Below are 19,881 nucleotides of genomic sequence, written 5' to 3' on the forward strand. Positions count from 1 at the left end.
ACGTAGGCCGGCATCTTGCGCGATCCGCTCCGCACTGGACGCCTCAAGATCGGGCGCGCGGGCCGGCGTCCTGTGCGCCGGGCCTATGTCAGGCGCTCCAGTCCCCGGCCGGTCTCGGCCATGGAGTCGCGGGCCAGCTCCCAGAACGTGATCTCCGCGGGATGCTCCAGCCACACGTTCATGGAGACCCGCAGCACGGCCAGGAAGGTGGCGGCGAGCAGTTTCGCGCGTACCCCCAAAGGGTCTTGATCTTTGAGGCGGACCGCGACCTCGGCGCTGATCTCCCGCTCCATCGCGGCGAAGGTCTGCGCCTGCGCCGCCGCGAGTGACGGATGGCGGCGCACCAGCCGGCTCTGCTCGATCCACTGAGGATCGAGGTCACCGAGTTCGCCGTAGTAGCTCGCGGCGGCCCCGGTCAGCGCCGCCCACGGTGACTCGCTCGCGGGGCGGGCCCGGATCTGGTCGGCGAGCAGGCGCATCCGTCGCAGGTCGCCGTAGAAGAGTGCTTCTTCCTTGTTGGCGAAGTAGTTGGAGAACGTCCGCCGGGAGACGCCCGCTTCGTCGGCGATGGCTTCGACGGTGACCCGCTCGGGGCCGTGCTCGAAGGCGAGCCGGAGCGCCGCGTCGTGCAGGGCCTCCCGGGTCGCCGCCTTCTTGCGTTCGCGAAGACCCGCCGCATTCATGACCTGAGCCTACCGGCGTGTGACTCAGTTCCCAATGCGCAAACTTGCACACCCGGCAACTTCGGCAGATAGTTGTATGCAGCAAGCATCACGGGGAGGCGCCATGACGCAACGGCACGGGCTGATGGAGGCGTTCCACGATCTCCTCAAGGCCGTCCGCCTGCTCAAGCAGCGACAGCCGACGATCGCGCCCCTCGGCCTGCTGGCCGCGATCCGCCGCCGTGAGCCGACTGGCAACTGCCACATCAAGGAGCTGGCCACCGACCACGCCCTCGATCCCTCGACCGTCAGCCGCACGGTCGCCGCCCTGGTCCGCGACGGTCTGGTGATCCGGACCGCCGATCCGGCCGACGGGCGCGCCAGCACGCTGCGGCTCACCGGCAAGGGCAACACCGTGCTCGACGAGGTTCGCGCCCACTACGAGGACCGGATCACCGCGGCGCTGCACGACTGGACACCCGAGGAGATCGCCACGCTCACCGCGTCCCTCAACCGCTTCGCCCACGACCTGATCGCCCAGGAAACAACCTTGGAGGCCGCGCGATGAGCGCACCGACCCTCGACCGGGTGGAGCAGCAGCGCCCGATGAACCACCGCGAGATCCTGGAGGCGCTCTCCGGCCTCCTGCTCGTGCTCTTCGTCGCGATGGCCAGCTCCACCATCGTCTCCACCGCCCTGCCGAAGATCATCGGCGATCTCGACGGCACCCAGACGCAGTACACCTGGGTGGTCACCGCGACCCTGCTGACGGCGACCGCGTCCACCCCGATCTGGGGCAAGCTGTCCGACCTCTACAGCAAGAAGCTGCTGGTCCAGATCTCGATCGTGGTCTTCATCCTGGGTTCGGTGATCGCCGGCTTCACCCAGAACACCGAGCAGCTCATCGCCGCGCGGGCCTTCCAGGGCCTGGGCATGGGTGGTGTGCAGGCGCTGGTGCAGGTCGCCATCGCCGCGATGATCCCGCCGCGGGAGCGGGGCCGCTACAACGGCTACCTGGGCGGCGTCATGGCCCTCGCCACCGTCGCCGGCCCGCTGCTCGGCGGCCTGATCGTGGACACCGAGGCGCTCGGCTGGCGCTGGTGCTTCTTCATCGGCGCGCCGGTCGCCGTGATCGCCCTGATCGTGCTGCAGAAGACCCTGCACCTGCCGGTTCAGCGCCGCGACGACGTGAAGATCGACTACTTCGGCGCCTCACTGATCGCCGCGGGTGTCAGCATCATCCTGATCTGGGTGTCGTTCGTGGACGACGCGTTCGCCTGGGCGTCCTGGCAGACCGGCGCGATGGTCGGTGGCGGCGTGCTGCTGCTGGCGCTGGCCGTCTGGGTCGAGTCGCGGGTCGCCGAGCCGGTCGTGCCGCTGCCCATCGTGCGGCAGCGCACCACCGCCCTGGCGATCATCGGCAGCCTCTCGGTCGGCATGGCGATGTTCGGCGGTTCGGTCTTCCTCGGGCAGTACTTCCAGATCGGCCGGGGTTACAGCCCCACCGAGGCCGGCCTGCTGATGATCCCGATGATGCTGGGCATCATGATCTCGTCGACCATCGCGGGCAAGGCGATCACCAAGAGCGGCAGGATCAAGCCGTACGTGGTGGCCGGCACGATCATCCTGGTCGCCGGGTTCGCCGGGCTCTCGGTCCTCGACCACGAGACCCCCCTGTGGTACATCGGCTGCGTCATGGCCCTGGCCGGCATCGGTGTCGGCATGTCGATGCAGAACCTGGTCCTCGCCGTGCAGAACACGGTCTCGCTCAAGGACATCGGCGCGGCCAGCTCGACGGTCGCCTTCTTCCGCTCGCTCGGCGGCACGATCGGTGTCTCGGTGCTCGGCGCGGTGCTCGCCCGGCGGGTGGCCGACTCGATGACCGAGCAGCTCACCGCACTGGGTGTGCCGGCCGGCAGCGCGTCCAGCGGCGGCGGCAGCCTCAACCTGGCCAGTCTGCCGGAGCCGATCCAGCACGTGGTGCGGACGGCGTACGGCGACGCCACCGGCCACATCTTCCTGATCTCCGCGGGTGTCGCGGTGATCGGCGTGCTCGCCGCGATCGCGATGAAACCGACCAAACTGCGCTCGACGGTCGACCTGGTGAAGATCGACACCGAGTAGGCAACATCACGTCGCACTCCCTGGGGTCAGCTGCTTACGCAGAGCTAGCCTCGGGGAGCGCGGCGTTTCCTCTCAGTACCGGCCAACCGCCGCCGATGGCCCTTGAGGGAAAGTTGCGGCGGCGAGGAGGCGGTTGATGGGGGCAGTGGATGCTGACGTGCTCTCGGCTTCGCTCCTCGCCATCGAGGACGAGCGCTCCTGGGACGCGCGGGCCGAGCTCGACCGAGCCCTGCGCATCGAGGAGGCGGCCCTCGCCCTCGGCGATCCGCTGCTGGTCCACCGGGCCCGGCTGTGCCAGGCCAACATGCGCCTGCGTTCCGGTGACGTGGCCGGCGCCTCCGAGCAGATCTGGCAGGTGCACGAGTGGGCGGTCGCCAACGACGCCCGGGTCCTGATGGCCCGCACCCACATGATCTGGGCCGCCATCCACCAGCACCTCGGCGACGCCGAGCAGGCCCTGGAGCACGCGCTGCTCTCGGTCGAGCTGCTCGACGACGACGCGACCACGCACATGCACATCTGGCACCGCACCAAGCTGGCCGACTCGCTCTGGGCGGCCGACTCGATGGACGCGGCCCGCATCCGTTACGCACAGGCCGAGGAGCTGGCGGTGCTCGCCGCCTCGCCGGCCCTGTTGTGCCTGCTCAACAACCGGGCCTACGCGGAGTTCTCCTCCGGTGACCAGCAGCGCGCCGTGGAGGCGGCGGACCGTCTGCAGCGACTCGCCGCCGAGCGGAATCTGCGGCTCGAGCCGGCCTTTCTCGACACGATCGGGACGATTCAGATCGGCAACGGGCGCTTCGCCGAGGCGGAGGCCACCATGCGGCTGTGCATCGAGCGCCACAACGAGGGCAAGCACGAGGACGGCGACGGTCTCCCGGAGTATTTGCTGACGCTCGCTCAGGCCCAGCGCGGTCTGGAGGCCTATGACCGGGCCCAGGCGAGCCTCGACGAGTCCCGCGCGCTCTGCTTCGACCGGAACGCGATCGACATGATGGTCCGCGTGCATCAGGAGCAGGCGGAGCTGCATGCCGCCCGGGGTGAGTTCGCCGAGGCGTTCGCCATGCACAAGACCTTCTTCGCGGCGTACCAGAGTCGCCACTCCCTGCAGCGGGAGGCGCGGACCCGGACCCGGCAGGCGATGTTCGAGACCGCCGAGGCCCGGCAGGAGGCGGAGCGGTTCCGTGAGCAGGCCCGCCGTGACCCGCTGACCGGCCTGCACAACCGCCGGCACGTGGACGAGACGCTGCCCGCCCTGATCGAGTCCGACCCGTTCCTCACCATCGCGCTCGTCGACCTCGATCACTTCAAGCAGATCAACGACCGACTGTCGCACAACGTCGGCGACGAGGTCCTGATCGAGGTGGCCGGCATCCTGTCCGGCGGTGTCGCCGCGGCCTGCCCGGCCGGTTTCGCCGCCCGGATGGGTGGTGAGGAGTTCCTGGTGGTGCTGCCCGGCACTGCGGCCGGCCGGGCCGTCGTGCTGCTCGACCAGATCCGCCGGACGGTCCGCGACCACTGCTGGCGGGAGCTGACCCACGGCCTGCCCGTGACGGTCAGCATCGGGGTCGCCGCCAGCGCCGATGTCACCGCGCCGACCCAGCCCACCCTTCTGTCCACTGCGGACACTCACCTGTACGCTGCCAAGCACGCCGGACGCGACCGGGTCGTCTCCGCGACCTCACGGGGTTACGCCTCAGCCGCCTGAGCCCGCCGTTTCCAGGGGTTAAGGCGATCGATCGTTGCGGCTAGGCTGGTCGGGTCGCAGTGATTTGCATCGCAAGGAGGCGGTCGTGGCAGAGGGCAGTCCCGCACCCACCGAGGTTGCTCCGCCCGGGGTCAACATCAACGTGCCGCACTCCGCCCGCATCTACGACTACTGGCTCGGCGGCAAGGACAACTTCGCGGTCGACCGCGCCGTCGGGGAGGCGATGATCCAGGCCATCCCGCACATGCGGTTGATGGCCGGGGAGAACCGCAAGTTCGTCCACCGGGTGGCCCGTGACCTCGTCATCAAAGAGGGCATCCACCAGTTCCTGGACATCGGCACCGGCATCCCGACCCGGCCCAACCTGCACGAGATCGCCCAGCAGCACGAGCCGACCACCCGCGTGGTCTATGTGGACAACGACCCGATCGTGCTCGTCCACGCCCGCGCCCTGATGATCAGCCACTCGTCCGGCCGCAGCGAGTACATCGGCGCCGACATCCGCCAGCCCGCGTCGATCCTCACCGACCCGGCGCTGCTCGACACCCTCGACCTGAAGAAGCCGGTCGGGCTCACCCTGATCGCGATCCTGATGCTGCTCGCCGACGCCGACGACCCGTGGGGCAGGGTCGAGGAGCTGCGTGACGCGCTGCCCTCCGGCAGCTGCCTGGCGATCACCCATCCGACGGCCGATTTCGCCCCGGACGCGGTGGCCATGGCGGTCGCGGCGGCCACCGGGGCCGGCATGACGCTGGTGGTCCGGGCGAAAGAGGCGGTCCAGCGGTTCTTCGGCGACTGGGAGATGCTCGAGCCGGGCCTGACCCCGGTGTCGGCCTGGCGCCCGGACGCGCCGGTGGTCGACCCGGAGGCGGCCTACTACTGGGCCGGGGTCGCCCGAAAACCCTGATCAAAACCTTGCGGCGTACGGGGCACAGGCCACGATTCGTGCGTGCGCTGTGACGAGTGGGCTGCTTTGGGCGTACTCAAGCGAGTTGTAGAACGACGGATGGCCCGGCGGATGATCGCCGGGCCATTCCATCGCATCAGCCGGGTGGGCGGCCCAGCACGGGGAACCGCGCCGCCCACCCGGTGTCACACGGGCGTGCTGCGCAACGCCCGAAATCGTGGCCGCTTCGGAGCGGACGGGACCGGGACGCGGCTCGCCCGGACCAGCATCTCCCGGACCGCGCCCTCGCGGCCGGAACGATCGATCACGATGCCGCGCACGCCGAGCCACATGTCGCCCTCGTGCGGGATGGGCTGGGCCCAGTTGACCCGCTGCAGGCGCAGCCGGATCGGGCCGATGCCGTAGCAGTAGTCCGACTCGGCGAACTCGAGCACCGGCCAGGACGGGCCGCTCTGCCGCAGGCGGTTGCCCCGGACGTGCGGCGCTCGCACCTGCGGGGGCCGGGCAGCCCGCTGCCGGCGGTGGCAACGAACGAGCTCAGTCACGCGCGTCGGACTCATCCTCCTCGGCATGCGGCTTCCGGGAGGTCGCCCCGGCGGGCCGGCTCAATGCATACCTGACCCCGCCGAACCGGTGGGTCACCGTGGTCGCCCGGGTGGAGGCCGCGAACACATCGTCCGCGAACGGCTCGTCCCGGTAGAGCAGCGGGTTTCCCCGGCGCGGGCTGTCGACCGCACCGGGGCCACTCGATTCGGGGTGTTCCGGGCCGATGTTGGGCATCGACATGTTCGCCGTCCTCTCGCTAAGGACGCCCCCGCCAGGGAGCCTCGCGCCGAGGCCGCAGACTGTCGCTCCGCGACCGACCCATCACCCTGCGATGTCACCCTGAGTAACACCCCATGGAGAGTTGTACGTGCGTTATCATGCTCAGAATCCCGTGACTACGCAAGGCCAGATGCACGTGCATTTGCATCGCCGCCAGATTTGGGCACGCGGAACCCACCGAACCCGGATCGATGGGCGATCCGGGCAGAATTAGGGAGCTTGGAATGACCTACGCGGTCAACGGCATGCCTGCCGGCGAACTGCAGGGAGTCACCTGGCAGAAGAGCCGTCGCAGCAACCCGAGCGGCAACTGCGTCGAGTGCGCCGTCCTGCCCGGCGGCGACGTCGCCGTCCGCAACTCCCGGGACCCCGAGGGTGCGGCGCTGATCTACACCCGGGCGGAGATCGAGGCGTTCCTCGGTGGCGTCCGCGACGGGGACTTCGACAACCTCATCGCCTGAGCCTCAGGCCCGTCCGGTTCTCTCTGGGCGGGCCTTCAGGCCGGTCTGCCGACCTCGTTCAACAGCTTCTCGAGGATGTCCGGCGTGTGGTTGGGCGGCTCCGCATCGATGCAGACCCGCTCCATCGCCATCGCGTAATGGTCCACGTCCTCGCGCTTGTCCAGGTAGATCGCGCTGGTCAGCTGCTCCACATAGACCACATCGGGCAGCTCCGGCTCGGGGAACCGCAGGATCGCGAACGGGCCGCCGGCCGCCGCGTGCCCACCCGCCTGGAACGGGATGATCTGCAGGCGGACGCTCGGCATCCTCGACACCTCGATCAGCGCCTCGATCTGCGCCCGCATCACGTCGACCCCACCGATCGGGCGGCGCAGCACCGCCTCGTCGATGACCGCCCACAACTGAGGGCCACCCGGACGGGTGAGAATCTGCTGCCGCTGCAGGCGCAGGTCGACCCGGCGGTTGATCTCCTCGGCGCTGGCGCCGGCATGACCCAGCATGATCACGGCCCGGGCGTACTCCGGGGTCTGCAGGAGACCGGGCACGAACTGGATCTCATAGGTCCGGATCAGCGAGGCGGCCGCCTCCAGCCCCAGGTATGCCTGGAACCAGTTCGGCAGGACGTCACCGAAGTGCTGCCACCAGCCCGGGTTGTTGGCCTGCCGGGCGAGGCCGATGAGAGCGTCGCGCTCGGCGGAGTCGGCGACGCCGTACATGGTCAAGAGGTCGGCGACGTCGCGTTCCTTGAAGCTGACGCGGCCCAGCTCCATACGACTGATCTTGGAACCGGAGGCACGGATCTCGTAACCCGCGGCCTCCCGGGTGATCCCTCTCGACTCCCGCAGCTTGCGCAGCTGGGAGCCGAGCAGGATGCGCAGCACGGTCGGGCCGCCGCCCGGCGCCTCCTCCTGCGAACCCGCGCTCACCTGACTCCTTGTCGCTGCACTGTGACTGCCCGCCGCAGCCTTACGCATCCTAGAGCGGAGATCGTCTGCCGCGAAAGCTGTAGAGGCACGCTGCCGTATCGTCGCCGCTTGCGGATGCACGTGCATCCACGCTTGCTAACGCACTTGATGACGAGCATGATAGCGGACAGACACGTACCAACCGTTGACATTGCTCGACTGTTGACACTTGCGCTGTCTTCTCCGCCCGCTCGTGATTCCGCCAAAGTCCTCAAGACTTCTGGAGGCATACCCATGCCGAACCTGATGGCGTCCACGCCCACCGTGACTCCGCCGCACCGCGACCCGGCAGAGGTCGCCCCGGCGGAGAGCTACCGGCCATCGGATCCCGTGTGGGTGTATCGGGACGGCTGGCGGCCCGGCGTCATCGAGGCGGCCTCCCCACGGGCGGTCACCGTCACCTACCGGGCCGGCATCGACACCTTCACCGCGCCCTATGTGACGTCGCGGGCCGACCGCGACCCGTCCCTCGACCAGCGGAGCCGGCGGCTGATCCGCCGAGGCCTGCTGACATGACCGGCGCCGTCACCGTCTCCGCCCTCGTGGGCGTGCTCACCCTGGTCGCCGGCGTCGCCCTCGGGTGGCACCTGCGACGGTCCACCGAGCGGTGCCCCGCCTGCGAGCAGGACCTCACGATCCCCGTCGCACCCGGTCAACCCGTGTAGCTTTACCGGCATGACAGCGGTCGACGAGCACCACGGGACATGCGCTCGTCGCGATGCCGCGCTGTCCCGCGCCTTCGAGTTCCTCGGCCGCCGGTGGAACGCCGCGGTCCTCGGCAAGCTGCAGAACGGGCCGATCGGCTTCCGGGAGCTCTCCCGCAGCATCGACGGCATCAGCGACTCGGTCCTGTCGAATCGGCTGTCCTCGCTGGTCACGGCCGGTCTCATCGTGCGCACGGTGGATGAGGGGCCGCCGGTCTCGGTGTCGTACGGGCTTACGCCGGCCGGGCGGGCGCTGATGCCGGCGCTCGACGAGATCGCCGTGTGGGCTCAGCAGCACCTGCCCTGATCCTCCATCTCCGGTGATCGACCTCACCGGATCTTCGCGTGGCTTTCTGATCGTAAGTCGCTAGCTTTTTAGAAGTGGATACTCTTTCTGAAGCAGGTCGCGCCCAGCTCGACAAGTCCGGCCGCGAGCTGCTGTTCACCGAGGCCCGCACGGTCTCCTCGTTCGCACCGACCCCGGTCACCGACGAGGAGCTCGCCGAGATCTGGGACCTGGCCAAGTGGCCGCCGACCGCGGCGAACACGCAGCCGCTGCGGGTGCTCTACGTCCGTACCGCCGAAGGCAAGAAGCGCCTGATCCCGCACCTGGCCGAAGGCAACCGGGCCAAGTCGGAGAGCGCGCCGGTCGTTGCGGTCCTGGCCCTGGACACGGCGTTCCACGAGTACGTGCCCGAGGTCTTCCCGCACAACCCCGGGCTCAAGGACGTGTACGAGGCCAACGAGCCGCTGCGCCTGACCAACGGCACGTTCAGCGCCGCCCTGCAGGCCGGCTACTTCATCCTCGCGGCCCGCGCCACCGGGCTGTACGCCGGGCCGATGACCGGGTTCGACAAGACCGGCGTCGACGCCGAGTTCTTCCCGGAAGGCCGGTACAAGTCGCTGGTCGTGGTCAACCTCGGCCACCCCGGCGAGAACCCGTGGCGCGACCGGCTGCCCCGCCTGTCGCCGGAGACCACCGTGCAGTGGGCATGATCCTTTGAGAACGGCCCGGCGGCCATGTTTGACGCCGCCGGGCCTTGGGTAGGCGCTGCGCACCCGCTGCCGCTCGGATGGGAGTGACCGCTGTGCTCAAGCCGGAGGATCAGCAGACCTTCGCCAGTCTGATCGCCCAGGCCCAGATCGACGATCCCGCCTTCGGCGCTTTCGGCGAGCGCACCGATCGGCTCCACCAGCCTCCGGCCCGATGGACGGTCCTGGCGGTGACGCTGTGGGCCATCGCCCCGATCTGCATCATCTTCGGCGGCTGGACCGGCGTGATCGAGGCGGTGCTGGCCGTCTGTTACGGCACCCACCTGATCCGCAAGCGCCAGCGGTGGTCGGCTGCCCTGCTCAGCGCCAGCGATCGCCGGTGAGACGCTCGTAGACCTCGACGTAGCGGTTCCGGGTGGCCTCGACCACCTCGTCCGGGATCTCCGGGCCGGGCGCCGTTCGGTTCCAGTCGGTGAGCTGCCCGGACCAGTCCCGCAGGAACTGCTTGTCCAGGTAGCGCGGCACGCTGCCGGGCTTCCACTCGTCGGCCCCCCAGAACCGTGACGAGTCCGGCGTCAGCACCTCGTCACCGAGCTTCAGCACGCCGTTCGCGTACCCCAACTCGATCTTGGTGTCGGCGATGATGATGCCCTTGGCCGCCGCGATCTCCGACCCCCGCCGGTAGACCTCCAGCGTCACCCGGCGCAGTTCCTCGGCCAGGTCCTTCCCGACCCGCTGCACCGTCTGCTCGAAGTCGAGCGGCTGGTCGTGCCCACCACCGACCGGCTCCTTGGTGCTGGGCGTGAAGATCGGCTCGGGCAGCTTCGACGCCTCGATCAGCCCCGGCGGCAGCGGGTTGCCGGAGACCGCCTGGTCCCGCTCGTAGTCCTTGAGACCCGACCCCGCCAGGTAGCCCCGGGCGATGCACTCGACCATGACCATCTCGAGCCGTTCACAGCGGATCGCCCGCCCGGCGAACGCGGCCGGCACATCGGTCGCCGAGATCACGTGGTTCGGGACGACGTCGCTGAGCTGCTCGAACCACCAGAGCGACAGCTGGGTGAGGATCTTCCCCTTGTCCGGAATCGGCGTCGGCAGGATGACGTCATAGATCGAGATCCGGTCCGAGGTGACCAGCACAAGGTCATCCCCGTCGCTGTAGACGTCCCGAACCTTGCCGGAGTGCAGAAGCTCCACGTGTTCCCCTCGAAGCTGGCGGGTGAGGTGCGCTTTCACGCTACCGAACGCGGAAGTGACCAGCAGATCGCCTCCAGGACCGGCTGGGCACTACCTCAGCGGGCAGACTGAGCTCGTGTCAGATGAGTTGATCGCTGGGCTGTACGACAACATCCTCACCGAGTCGTTGGCGGCCCGTATCGCGGAAATCGATCCCCAACTCGTCAAAGTGCAGGAGCTGAGACAGGCCGACGCTTCCGACCGTATCGCCCGTCTCCTGGCTCGCCAGATCGAGCGAGCCCTGGACTCTGTGCCTGATCGGCTCCGCGTCGCCGTTGGCGTTCAGCTAGCTCAGGCGTTACTCGGCGAACTGCACGAGCAATTGCCGCAGTCGAACGCGCTCACCGAGAAACCGACGCTTCCGGGAAGTGCGCTCGCCGCCATCGGTTCGGTGGACCTCGGCGGCACGGTCCGATTCCCGGAACAACCGCTGATCCCGCTTATCGATACCACCCTGCTCACCAATGCACCTGGAGAGCCGACCGTCGGCAGCCAGATCTTGACCGAGATCGAGTCCGCCGACTCCATCGACCTGGTGATGGCGTTCATCAGGCGCAGCGGGCTCCGACGCTTCATCCCAGCGCTCCGCCGACACTGCAACGCCGGCAAGCCGTTCCGGGTGCTCACCACGACCTATACCGGCTCGACCGAAGCGGAAGCTCTGGATCTGCTCACCGAGTTGGGCGCTGAGGTCCGTGTCTCCTACGACGTGACAACCGCCCGGCTGCATGCCAAGGCGTGGCTGTTCCATCGGCAATCGACGTTGAGCACCGCTTATGTCGGATCCTCCAACCTGACACATTCGGCGCTCATCGACGGCATGGAGTGGAATGTCCGGGTTGCTGCCGCACGCAACCCAGACGTGGTGGAGAAGGTTTCCGCGGTCTTCGAGACGTACTGGCAGAACCGCGATTTCGTTCCGTACGTCGAAAGCGAGTTCCGTGAGCAGCTCGAACGACAGGACACCCGCAGCAAGCCGAAGTCGCGGCTCAGTCCGCTCGAGATTTACCTCAAGCCGTTCCAGGAACAGCTCCTGGAGTTGATCGAAGTCGCCCGGCAGAACGGCCGGCACCACAACCTGCTGGTCTCCGCCACCGGCACCGGCAAGACCGTGATGGCCGCCGTCGACTACACCCGCCTGAGGCAGCGACTTCCCCGAGCGCGACTGCTCTTCATCGCTCATCGGCGGGAGATCCTCGACCAGAGTCTGGAGACGTTTCGGCAGGCGCTCCGTGATCCGGACTTCGGTGAAGTCTGGTTCGGCGGGAAAAAGCCCGAGGAATATGAGCACGTCTTCGCCTCGGTGCAGACCCTCAACAGTTACGGTCCGGAGAACCTGCGGGAAGACCACTTCGATGTCGTCATCATCGACGAGTTCCACCACGCCCGCGCCAACTCGTACGAGCGGATCCTCAACCGGTTGAAGCCTCGAGAGCTTCTGGGACTGACCGCAACACCGGAACGTGCTGACGGACTCTCGATCCTGCATTGGTTCGACGGGCGTATCGCGGCGGAACTACGGCTCTGGGACGCCATCGAGCAGCATCGACTCGCGCCGTTCGTGTACTACGGCATTCACGACGGTATCGATCTGACCGAGATCCCCTGGCGGCGGGGCCAAGGCTACGACCTCGCGAGCCTGACCGAGGCGTACGTCGGTAACGATCTTTGGCTGCGATCTGTCTACAACGCGCTCTACGCGCGTGTGGACGACATCGCGACGATTCGCTGTCTCGGCTTCTGCGTCAGCATCGCCCACGCCCAGTACATGGCCGAGCAGTTCCAGAATTTGGGTGTCGCGGCGGTCGCCATTTGGGGAGACACGCCAGAGGAGGGACGACAGAAAGCGCTACTGCAGTTGGCGCGCGGCGAGGTCAACGTCATCTTCTCGGTTGATCTCTTCAATGAAGGAGTAGACGTGCCGTCTGTCGACACCCTTCTTCTCCTCCGCCCCACCGACAGTCCCACGCTCTTTCTGCAGCAACTCGGGCGCGGTCTTCGGCTTCACCACGGCAAGACGGTCTGCACGGTGCTCGACTTCGTCGGGACGCACCGCCGAGAATTCCGCCTCGACCAACGCTATCGGGCGTTACTCGGCGGCACCCGCAGCGAGGTGGAGAAGGCTGTCGAAGCCGGTTTTCCCTTCCTCCCGGCCGGCTGCCACATGGAATTGACCAAGGTCGCGCGCGACATCGTGCTTCGCAATATCCGGGAAGCGGTGCCTTCGCAGTGGCCAGCCCGGATTAGAGAGTTGGCGGCACTCCATCAGAGCCGAACCAGCGTGTCACTGTCCGACTACCTTGCGGAGACGGGCCTGGAGCTTGCCGACATCTACGCCAACAACCGCAGCTGGTCGGATCTTCGGGAGGCAGCCGGGCTGGCGGTGGCCACCAACGGACGTTTCGAGAAAGATTTGCGGCGCGCCCTCGGCCGGCTCCAGCACATCGACGATCGGCAGCGACTGGACACGTACCGAGCCTTCCTCTCCGGGGAAAAACCGGATCCGGAGACGATGACCGGTACCAACCGGCGCCTGCTGCGCATGCTTACCGCATCGTTGGGCTCTCAACTGCTGCAGAAGGAGGACAGCCACAAGGACGCTGTCGAACTGGTCTGGTCGCATCCACAGGTCCGAGCCGAACTTGAGGAGCTACTCCACGTTTTGCGAGATGCCCCTGATCATCTGCAGAACGTGGCGTTGCCGGGTGTACCGCTGCAAACGCATGCGCGATACACCCGGATCGAGATCATGGCGGCGCTCGGCGAAGGCCGCTATGCAAGGACGCCACCATGGCGTGAAGGGGTGTACGACGCCAAAGAGATCGGTGCTGACATCCTGGTTGTCACCTTGGACAAGACCAGCGGCGACTTCTCACCGACCACCCGCTATCGCGACTACGCCATCAGCCGTGACCTGTTCCATTGGGAAAGCCAGTCGGGCACCACGGAGAACAGCCCAACGGGCAAGCGGTACCAGAACCATGTGGCGATGGGACGGTCGATTCTTCTCTTCGCCCGAGCCCGGGTCACAGATCGCGCGTTCTGGTTTCTCGGTCCGGCCGAGTACGTCAGCCATGAGGGTGAGCAGCCGATGGCGGTGACCTGGCGCCTGAAAACACCACTCTCCGGGGATCTCTACACCCGGTTCGCCGCTGCCATTTCGTAGTCAGACCGCAGAACGGAAGATGCCGACCAGCTGTTGGGCTGGTCGGCATCTTCTCTCTGATCAGGCGGGCTGTTCGGCGGGGCGGCCGAGGACGAAGGCCAGGTTGAGCGACCGCCCCTTCAACCGAACCAGAGCCAGGCCGCCGATAACCGCGGCGATGGTGGTCACTGCGCCGGCGGTCAGCAGTGCACCGCGAGCCCCGAGGGAGTCACACAGCCAGCCGATGGCCGGAGCCCCGACGATCCCGGACAGGGAGGAGACGATGCCGACGGTGGCGAGGACGCGGCCGCGCATCTCCTCGCGCGTGTCCAGCTGGATGCGGGTGGAGACGACGGTGTCGAAGACGACGGCGCCGGCGGCGATCGGGAGGATCAGGGCGGCGAAGCCGAGGATGTTCGGGGCCAGCGCCGAACAGAACTGCAGGGCGCTGATCACGAAGCCGGTGCCCACCAGAACCCGGAGCGTGGACTTGCCGGTACCGGCGAGCAGCAGACCCCCCGCAACGGCGCCGACGGCGAAGACCGTCGACAACAGACCGTACGAACCGGACGAGCCGCCCAGCGGGCCGGAGACCATGGCGGCCATCGAGACCTGGTAGTTGCGGCCGAGGGAACCGAGCACGAACGACAGCGCCAGGACGATCAGGATGACCGGCTGGCCGAGCAGGTAGCGGAAGCCGGCCAGCACACCGCCCTGACCGGCGGGGGCGGAGGCGAGGGAGCGCATGTCGCCGAGGCGCATGGCGAGCAGGGCGACGATCACGGCGAGGTACGACACCGCGTTGATCAGGAAGAGGGCGGACGGGCCGGTGATGCCGATCAGCACGCCGCCGAGGGCCATGCCGCCGATCCGGCCGGCCGAGCTGAGGACCGAGCCGAGCGCGAGGGCGGAGGCCAGGGCGTCCTTGGGCACCAGGGCGGAACCGAAACGGCCGAGCACCGGGCCTTCGAAGGAGCCGATCACACCGGACGCCAGCGCGACACCGTAGATGAGCCAGTTACCCGAGGTCGGCAGGATCAGGGCGAGGGCCAGCAGCGCCCGCACCGCCTGGAACGCGATGAGCAGCGGCCGGGCCGGAAGCCGGTCGGCCAGGGCGCCGCCCCAGCTGCCGAGCAGCAGCACCGGCAGGGACTGCAGCATGACGACCGCGCCCATCGCGGTGGCCGAACCGGTCGCGGACAGGATCAGCCAGTTCAGCGCCAGCACCTGCATCCACGTACCACCGACTGAAACGAGGTCGGCGGCCGCCCACAGGCGGTAGTTACGCTCTCGGAGCGGCGCGAACATCGGAGCCAAGGTGGCGGCACCCCCACAGGGAAAACGGCGCCGTATCTCGGCGCCGCCTTCCCCTTCGGACCGGGTGCTCCAGCGACAAAGCGGGTTCGGTCAGGCACAACCCAACCGCAACCCCGGAGCCTTGGGTACGGGCCGCAGCAACCGATCCGCAATCAAGAAGCCGCTGTGTACGTACTCAACCGCCCGTCGTCGACCTGGTGGATCCGGCCGCCCGCGATGAGCAGGTCACCCGGGAACGCCGGCCCGGCGACCTTGCCGTCGGCCGTGTTCAGCACCGGCCCGCCCGCGTAGAGCAGCCCTCCGGCCAGCACCGGCTGCCGCCCGTCGATCTTCTGGCGAACGGTCCAGGCCCGCTTGCCGTCCCGTACGTTCAGCGCTTCGACGTTCTTGCCGTTCACCCGGTAGACCCGCCGGCCGTCGACGGCGATCAGCTCGTTTCCGGCTCCGCTCGCGGTCCATGCCATCGCTCCATCCGCGATCCGCACTGCGGAAAGAACGTTCGTTCCTCCCGTCACGAAGAACCGATCAGCGTCCGCCGCCTGAGCCGTCCACACCCCGGCCCGCTGCCATCGCTGCTTGCCGTCGGTGACCGACAGCGCGAAGCTGTTCCCACCCACCCGCGCCAGGATCACCCCGTTCGCGGAGACTTCCGAGGTCAGCGCGTTCGCCCGGCTCCACAGCGCCCGCCCGTCGCGGACCGCGTACGCCGCGATGCCGTCCTCGTCCGACGGTGACCCGCCGGACACCACGATCACGCCCTTGTCGACGACGACCGCGTTCACCGGCCGGTCCAGTCGCTGTTTCCACCGGGGCAGGCCGGTCCGCGCGTCGAGGGCGAGCAGCGTGCCGTCCGGGTCGCTCTGTGAGTTGCAGTCGCCGCCGGCCACGATGACCAGGCCGTCGGCCACGGCCAGGCGGGGCGTCTCGGTGTCGGCCGGGTCGTCCCACCCGTACCGCCAAAGGGTTTTGCCGGTGTCCGCCGCGAAGGCTGCGACGCCGAGCTGATCGCTGACATGGACCCGGCCGCCCGCGAGGACCGGCGCGGAGAAGCCCGTGCAGCTCTCGTTGGTGCGGAGGACGGCCTGCCACGTCCGGGTGAGCTGCCGGACGCTGCCGCTGTCGATCACGGTTTCCCGCGGGTTGTAGTGGCTGTCCTCGGCGTCGTAGCCGGGGTGATCCCAGAGCGGCGGGACAGCGAGGACGAGGGACAGCACGGCACTGCCTAAAAAGTACATATTCCAGAATTTAGGCGAAAAAGGGCGACCCATGAGGGGCCGCCCTGATTTCCGTCATGATCAGCCGGCGAGCAGCTTGAGCATCTGCTGGACCTGATCGGTACGGGACTGCTTGACCCGTTCCGCGAAGGACATGGCCAGCTCGTTGCCGCCCTTGTCCAGTTCGAGCTGGGCGAATTCGACCGCGTTGTGCTGGTGCGCCACGAAAAGGTTGAGGAAGGCCATCTCGAACTGCGCCTTCTTCACCGTGCTCAGCGACGCGATCTCCTCGTCGCCGGTGCTCGGCATGCCGCCGTGGTCGGCGTGCAGGCTGACCCGCTCGTCGAGGGTGGCCGGCTTGCCCCATTCGGCGAGCCAGCTCTTCATCAGCTTGATCTCGTCGGCCTGGGTGACCTGCACGGCCTTGGCCAGCTCGGCGACCTGGGGCCGGGTGGCCCGCTTGGCCGCGGTCTGCGCCATCTGCTGACCCTGTTCGAGGTTGTCGATCAGCATCTGCAGGAACATCACGTCGGTGTCGTTGAACGTCGAGCCGGCGGTGATCTCGGAGACGTTCTTGACGTTCGCGGTCTGCGCGGCGGTGGCGGCCGGCGCGGCCTCCTTGGCGACGTCGGTGCCGCACGCGCCGAGCAGGAACGGGGCGGCCGCGACGACGAGAGCGGCTACGTGACGGCGCTTCACAGCGGCAGCCAGAGGGCGAGCGTCCAGATGCCGGGCTCCCAGCTGCGGATCGAGGTGTGCGCCTGGCGGGTCTGGTAGGAAACGCCCTGGTAGGTCACCACGTCACCGACCTTGTACGCCACTCCGGGCGCCCACTCGCTCCCGGTCGCGGGGGCCGTGGTGGCCGGCGGCTTGGTGGCCGTCGCGGTCGCGGTCGGCGCCGTGGTCGGAGCCTTCGTCGGTGCGGTGGTGGGCGCCGTGGTCGGTGCGGTCGTCGGCGCCGTCGTCGGGGCGGCCGTGGTCGGCGCGGTCGTCGGCGTGGCCCCGCCGGAACCACCGATGTTCACGTCCACGCAGTTGTAGAAGGCGTTGACGGTGTCCCCGATGTTCCAGACCGCCAGGACCGTCTTCTTGCCCGAGTACTTGCTCAGGTCGACGGTGTGCGAGACGGAGGCCGCGGGGATGGCGTTGTTGTCGTTGAACGTGGCAACCGCGGCGCCGTCCACGTAGTACACCCAGGTGGCGGTCCGGTGCCGGGCCGTCAGCACCCAGTTGAACGTCACCGACTTGCCGACCGTGGTGGCCGGCCAGTTCTTGGAGTTGTCGTTCAGTTCCGGGAAGGCGGCGTTGCCACCGTTGCACTGCTTGGACCCCTTCGGGGCCTCCACGCTCTGCGGCTCGAACTGGATGGCGCCACAGTTCGCGACGGTGCCGGCGGCGCACAGCGCCTGCCGGCTCGGGGGCGAGGAGACGTAGCCGTGTGCCAGGGCGGGCGACGCGACGACCAAAGACGATGCGACCATCCCGAGGGTAGCCAGCGGGTAGGCGATCTTCCTGCGCATGTCAGCTCTCCAGTGTTGTCGACCTGGCTGTTACAGGCCGGAACATTAGGGAGGGCTGCCATAACAGAGCCTTAAAGGAACCGGAAACCGCGCTAAAAACGACGTTTGCGCTGCTCAGCCGGCTCCGGCACAGGTGCATGGAGGAGGAAGCCGATCCGTGCGCCACCCAGCGGGCTACGGTCGATGACGAGCTGACCGCGGACAGTATCGGCGGCGCGGCGCACGATGTCCAGACCCAGCCCGGTCGAGCCGGCGCCGCTGACACCCCGCTTGACCGCGGTCTCCGGGTCCGGGATGCCGGGGCCGGCGTCGTCGACGAGCAGGCCGCTGGCCGAGACGCTGACCCGGAAGGCGGTCCCGTCCGGGGTGTGCGAGAAGACGTTGCCGAGCAGGGCGTCCACCACCAGGATCACCTCGCTGGCCGGCATCGGGATGAACACCGGCTCGTTGCCGCCGACCACCTCCCACGGCCGCTCCTGGTCCTCGGCGAGCACCGACCAGAAGGCCAGCCGGTCGGCCAGCACCTCGACCATGTCGCACTGCTGCGAGCCGCGTTTCTCGATGCTGCCCAGCCGGGCCCCGGTGATGATCGCTTCGAGTTCCTCGTCGAGCAGGTCACAGGCCTGCCGCATGCGCTCGGCGATCGGGCCGGGCGGCATCGCCTCCACGTCCAGGCGCAGGCCGGTCAGTGGGGTCCGCAATCGGTGCGACAGGTCGGCGGCCAGCTCGCGCTCCCGGTCCAGCAGCCGGCGCAGGTCGTCGGCCATGGTGTTGAAGGCGCTGGCCGCGTCCCGGAGTTCGCGCGGGCCGACCGGGGTGAGGCGCTCGTTGAGGTCGCCGCCGCCGAGCCGCCGGCTGGCCGCGGCGAGCTGGCGGGTGGTCCGGACCAACTGGCTGCCGAGCCGGTCGGCGAACAGGGTCGAGCCGCCGACCAGCAGGATCGCGAGACCGCCGAGGGCGAGCCAGGCGGTGCCGACACCACGGCGGGTGTCCTCACGCGGCACGAAGACCTCGACCACGACGGTACGGCCGTCGGTGAGCACCGTCGGCTGCAGGTAGGCGACCCCGTCCTCGGCCTCGGCGGTGGCGGCCTGCCGGTCCTGGGCGGCCCGCCGCACCGTGGCGTCGGCCAGGTGGGTGGTGCCGATCGCGTCCTCGGCCGGCAGGTGGATGGCGAGCCGGCCGGCGCTGCCGGCGGCGGTGCTGGCCACCGCGTTGGTGAGGGTGACCGGGTCGCTGTTGACGCCGAGCACGGTGACCATCGAGGTGGCCTGCTGCCGGGCCTCGGCGATGGCCCGGTCGTACGCGATCTGCCGGGTCGCCACCGCCAGCGGCACCAGGAACGCCAGCGCCACCATCGAGGTGATGGCCAGCGCCAGCCGGTTGAGTGCCCATCTCATCGCGGATCGACCATCATGACGCCCACTCCCCGGACCGTGTGCAGGTAATGCGGTTTCGCGGCGGTCTCGCCCAGTTTGCGGCGCAGCCAGGAGATGTGGACGTCGATGGTCTGCTCCTCGCCGATCCGGGCCTGCTGCCACACCTGGTTCATCAGCTCGCGCCGGCTGATCACCTGGCCGACCCGCTCGGCAAGGTACGCCAGGACGTCGAACTCGCGCCGGGTCAGTTGCAGCGGCTCGCCCCGCAGCTCGACCCGGCGCTGCCTCGGCTTGATCACCAGGTCACCGACGGTGATGGTGTTCGGTTGCTGTTCCTGGGTGGTCCGGGCCCGGCGCAGCACCGCGGAGATCCGCGCCAGGATGTGGCCGCCGGAGAACGGCTTGGTCACGTAGTCGTCGGCGCCGGCGCTCAGCAGCGCGATGATGTCCGCCTCGGAGCGCCGGGCGGTGGCGACGATCACCGGCACGTCGGAGACGGTCCGCATCATCCGCAACGCGTCGGTGCCGTCGATGTCGGGCAGCCCTAGGTCGAGGATCACGAGGTCGGGCCGTTCCTGGGTGACGATCTTCAAAGCCTGGGCGGCCTGCCCGACGGGCCGCACCACATGCCCGGCATCGGTCAGCGCCCGCGTCAACGCGGCCGTGATGATGCGGTCGTCCTCGACCAACAGGATCATCGCCATGGCGACAACCATAGGAC

Annotated in this window: 22 protein-coding genes; 11 read left to right on the forward strand and 11 right to left on the reverse strand. The window is 68.5% G+C overall.

From position 1 onward, the window contains the following. Window positions 1–83: 83 nt before the first annotated feature. Window positions 84–683, reverse strand: coding sequence for a TetR/AcrR family transcriptional regulator (locus ACZ3II_RS04450; RefSeq protein WP_465516181.1), 600 nt, complete (start codon window positions 681–683; stop codon window positions 84–86). Window positions 684–786: 103 nt separating this feature from the next. Here ACZ3II_RS04450 and ACZ3II_RS04455 point away from each other — a divergent pair, with 103 nt between their 5' ends. From ACZ3II_RS04455 to ACZ3II_RS04470, 4 genes are all read left to right on the forward strand, one after another. Next, a complete protein-coding gene (locus ACZ3II_RS04455; RefSeq protein WP_465516182.1) occupies window positions 787–1,230 on the forward strand; it encodes a MarR family winged helix-turn-helix transcriptional regulator in 444 nt (147 codons plus the stop codon). Beyond that, window positions 1,227–2,786, forward strand: a complete 1,560-nt coding sequence (locus ACZ3II_RS04460; protein ID WP_465516183.1) for an MDR family MFS transporter — start codon at window positions 1,227–1,229, stop codon at window positions 2,784–2,786. The genes ACZ3II_RS04455 and ACZ3II_RS04460 overlap by 4 nt, the downstream gene beginning before the upstream one ends. Window positions 2,787–2,922: 136 nt before the next feature. Then, window positions 2,923–4,494 carry a GGDEF domain-containing protein gene (locus tag ACZ3II_RS04465; protein ID WP_465516184.1) on the forward strand — a complete coding sequence of 524 codons (1,572 nt, stop codon included), beginning with the start codon at window positions 2,923–2,925 and terminating at the stop codon, window positions 4,492–4,494. 85 nt (window positions 4,495–4,579) lie between these two features. After that, complete coding sequence (locus ACZ3II_RS04470; RefSeq protein ID WP_465516185.1) at window positions 4,580–5,401, forward strand: SAM-dependent methyltransferase; 822 nt, start codon at window positions 4,580–4,582, stop codon at window positions 5,399–5,401. A gap of 185 nt (window positions 5,402–5,586) precedes the next feature. Here ACZ3II_RS04470 and ACZ3II_RS04475 read toward each other — a convergent pair whose 3' ends face one another. Beyond that, entirely contained in the window at window positions 5,587–5,946 is a 360-nt protein-coding gene (locus ACZ3II_RS04475) for a hypothetical protein (RefSeq protein WP_465516186.1), read from the reverse strand. Then, entirely contained in the window at window positions 5,939–6,187 is a 249-nt protein-coding gene (locus ACZ3II_RS04480) for a hypothetical protein (RefSeq protein ID WP_465516187.1), read from the reverse strand. The genes ACZ3II_RS04475 and ACZ3II_RS04480 overlap by 8 nt, the downstream gene beginning before the upstream one ends. A 263-nt stretch (window positions 6,188–6,450) precedes the next feature. Between ACZ3II_RS04480 and ACZ3II_RS04485 the strand changes: the two genes are divergently transcribed. Beyond that, window positions 6,451–6,687, forward strand: coding sequence for a DUF397 domain-containing protein (locus ACZ3II_RS04485; protein ID WP_465516188.1), 237 nt, complete (start codon window positions 6,451–6,453; stop codon window positions 6,685–6,687). A gap of 35 nt (window positions 6,688–6,722) precedes the next feature. Here the strand turns inward: ACZ3II_RS04485 and ACZ3II_RS04490 are convergent, their stop codons facing one another. After that, entirely contained in the window at window positions 6,723–7,613 is an 891-nt protein-coding gene (locus ACZ3II_RS04490; protein WP_465516189.1) for a helix-turn-helix domain-containing protein, read from the reverse strand. A 273-nt stretch (window positions 7,614–7,886) separates the two neighbouring features. Between ACZ3II_RS04490 and ACZ3II_RS04495 the strand changes: the two genes are divergently transcribed. From ACZ3II_RS04495 to ACZ3II_RS04515, 5 genes are all read left to right on the forward strand, one after another. Then, a complete protein-coding gene (locus ACZ3II_RS04495) occupies window positions 7,887–8,168 on the forward strand; it encodes a hypothetical protein (protein WP_465516190.1) in 282 nt (93 codons plus the stop codon). Further along, a complete protein-coding gene (locus ACZ3II_RS04500) occupies window positions 8,165–8,317 on the forward strand; it encodes a hypothetical protein (protein ID WP_465516191.1) in 153 nt (50 codons plus the stop codon). The genes ACZ3II_RS04495 and ACZ3II_RS04500 overlap by 4 nt, the downstream gene beginning before the upstream one ends. Before the next feature lie 10 nt (window positions 8,318–8,327). Further along, window positions 8,328–8,663, forward strand: a complete 336-nt coding sequence (locus tag ACZ3II_RS04505) for a winged helix-turn-helix transcriptional regulator (RefSeq protein WP_465516192.1) — start codon at window positions 8,328–8,330, stop codon at window positions 8,661–8,663. 74 nt (window positions 8,664–8,737) lie between these two features. Then, window positions 8,738–9,352, forward strand: coding sequence for a malonic semialdehyde reductase (locus ACZ3II_RS04510; protein WP_465516193.1), 615 nt, complete (start codon window positions 8,738–8,740; stop codon window positions 9,350–9,352). Between the two features lie 77 nt (window positions 9,353–9,429). Beyond that, entirely contained in the window at window positions 9,430–9,732 is a 303-nt protein-coding gene (locus ACZ3II_RS04515) for a hypothetical protein (protein WP_465516194.1), read from the forward strand. Here ACZ3II_RS04515 and ACZ3II_RS04520 read toward each other — a convergent pair. Beyond that, window positions 9,710–10,546 carry a phosphoribosylaminoimidazolesuccinocarboxamide synthase gene (locus ACZ3II_RS04520; protein WP_465516195.1) on the reverse strand — a complete coding sequence of 279 codons (837 nt, stop codon included), beginning with the start codon at window positions 10,544–10,546 and terminating at the stop codon, window positions 9,710–9,712. The genes ACZ3II_RS04515 and ACZ3II_RS04520 overlap by 23 nt on opposite strands. A gap of 115 nt (window positions 10,547–10,661) precedes the next feature. On the opposite strand from ACZ3II_RS04520, the gene ACZ3II_RS04525 reads away from it, so the two are divergent. Beyond that, entirely contained in the window at window positions 10,662–13,751 is a 3,090-nt protein-coding gene (locus tag ACZ3II_RS04525) for a DUF3427 domain-containing protein (RefSeq protein ID WP_465516196.1), read from the forward strand. A gap of 60 nt (window positions 13,752–13,811) precedes the next feature. Here ACZ3II_RS04525 and ACZ3II_RS04530 read toward each other — a convergent pair whose 3' ends face one another. From ACZ3II_RS04530 to ACZ3II_RS04555, 6 genes are all read right to left on the reverse strand, one after another. Next, window positions 13,812–15,038, reverse strand: coding sequence for an MFS transporter (locus tag ACZ3II_RS04530; protein WP_465516197.1), 1,227 nt, complete (start codon window positions 15,036–15,038; stop codon window positions 13,812–13,814). A 161-nt stretch (window positions 15,039–15,199) separates the two neighbouring features. After that, complete coding sequence (locus ACZ3II_RS04535; protein WP_465516198.1) at window positions 15,200–16,282, reverse strand: outer membrane protein assembly factor BamB family protein; 1,083 nt, start codon at window positions 16,280–16,282, stop codon at window positions 15,200–15,202. Between the two features lie 60 nt (window positions 16,283–16,342). Beyond that, window positions 16,343–16,960 carry a DUF305 domain-containing protein gene (locus ACZ3II_RS04540; RefSeq protein ID WP_465516199.1) on the reverse strand — a complete coding sequence of 206 codons (618 nt, stop codon included), beginning with the start codon at window positions 16,958–16,960 and terminating at the stop codon, window positions 16,343–16,345. Then, window positions 16,957–17,781, reverse strand: a complete 825-nt coding sequence (locus tag ACZ3II_RS04545) for a lytic polysaccharide monooxygenase (RefSeq protein ID WP_465516200.1) — start codon at window positions 17,779–17,781, stop codon at window positions 16,957–16,959. Before ACZ3II_RS04545 ends, ACZ3II_RS04540 begins: the two co-directional genes overlap by 4 nt. A gap of 92 nt (window positions 17,782–17,873) precedes the next feature. Beyond that, the gene (locus tag ACZ3II_RS04550) at window positions 17,874–19,181 is read right to left on the reverse strand and encodes a HAMP domain-containing protein (RefSeq protein WP_465516201.1); all 1,308 of its coding nucleotides are present in this window, start codon (window positions 19,179–19,181) and stop codon (window positions 17,874–17,876) included. Beyond that, the gene (locus ACZ3II_RS04555) at window positions 19,178–19,864 is read right to left on the reverse strand and encodes a response regulator transcription factor (RefSeq protein ID WP_465516202.1); all 687 of its coding nucleotides are present in this window, start codon (window positions 19,862–19,864) and stop codon (window positions 19,178–19,180) included. Before ACZ3II_RS04555 ends, ACZ3II_RS04550 begins: the two co-directional genes overlap by 4 nt. Between the last annotated feature and the right edge of the window lie 17 nt (window positions 19,865–19,881).

It is taken from the genome of Actinoplanes sp. NPDC019969 (genome assembly GCF_055562375.1).

What these genes read in the sequence shown, in the direction of transcription:
- ACZ3II_RS04530 (WP_465516197.1), bottom strand. Translation starts at nt 15,038, where the DNA reads ATGTTCGCGCCGCTCCGAGAGCGTAACTACCGCCTGTGGGCGGCCGCC.
- ACZ3II_RS04480 (WP_465516187.1), bottom strand. Translation starts at nt 6,187, where the DNA reads ATGTCGATGCCCAACATCGGCCCGGAACACCCCGAATCGAGTGGCCCC.
- ACZ3II_RS04455 (WP_465516182.1), top strand. Translation starts at nt 787, where the DNA reads ATGACGCAACGGCACGGGCTGATGGAGGCGTTCCACGATCTCCTCAAG.
- ACZ3II_RS04545 (WP_465516200.1), bottom strand. Translation starts at nt 17,781, where the DNA reads ATGCGCAGGAAGATCGCCTACCCGCTGGCTACCCTCGGGATGGTCGCA.
- ACZ3II_RS04550 (WP_465516201.1), bottom strand. Translation starts at nt 19,181, where the DNA reads ATGAGATGGGCACTCAACCGGCTGGCGCTGGCCATCACCTCGATGGTG.
- ACZ3II_RS04465 (WP_465516184.1), top strand. Translation starts at nt 2,923, where the DNA reads ATGGGGGCAGTGGATGCTGACGTGCTCTCGGCTTCGCTCCTCGCCATC.
- ACZ3II_RS04495 (WP_465516190.1), top strand. Translation starts at nt 7,887, where the DNA reads ATGCCGAACCTGATGGCGTCCACGCCCACCGTGACTCCGCCGCACCGC.
- ACZ3II_RS04515 (WP_465516194.1), top strand. Translation starts at nt 9,430, where the DNA reads ATGGGAGTGACCGCTGTGCTCAAGCCGGAGGATCAGCAGACCTTCGCC.
- ACZ3II_RS04535 (WP_465516198.1), bottom strand. Translation starts at nt 16,282, where the DNA reads ATGTACTTTTTAGGCAGTGCCGTGCTGTCCCTCGTCCTCGCTGTCCCG.
- ACZ3II_RS04505 (WP_465516192.1), top strand. Translation starts at nt 8,328, where the DNA reads ATGACAGCGGTCGACGAGCACCACGGGACATGCGCTCGTCGCGATGCC.
- ACZ3II_RS04500 (WP_465516191.1), top strand. Translation starts at nt 8,165, where the DNA reads ATGACCGGCGCCGTCACCGTCTCCGCCCTCGTGGGCGTGCTCACCCTG.
- ACZ3II_RS04450 (WP_465516181.1), bottom strand. Translation starts at nt 683, where the DNA reads ATGAATGCGGCGGGTCTTCGCGAACGCAAGAAGGCGGCGACCCGGGAG.
- ACZ3II_RS04555 (WP_465516202.1), bottom strand. Translation starts at nt 19,864, where the DNA reads ATGGCGATGATCCTGTTGGTCGAGGACGACCGCATCATCACGGCCGCG.
- ACZ3II_RS04485 (WP_465516188.1), top strand. Translation starts at nt 6,451, where the DNA reads ATGACCTACGCGGTCAACGGCATGCCTGCCGGCGAACTGCAGGGAGTC.
- ACZ3II_RS04460 (WP_465516183.1), top strand. Translation starts at nt 1,227, where the DNA reads ATGAGCGCACCGACCCTCGACCGGGTGGAGCAGCAGCGCCCGATGAAC.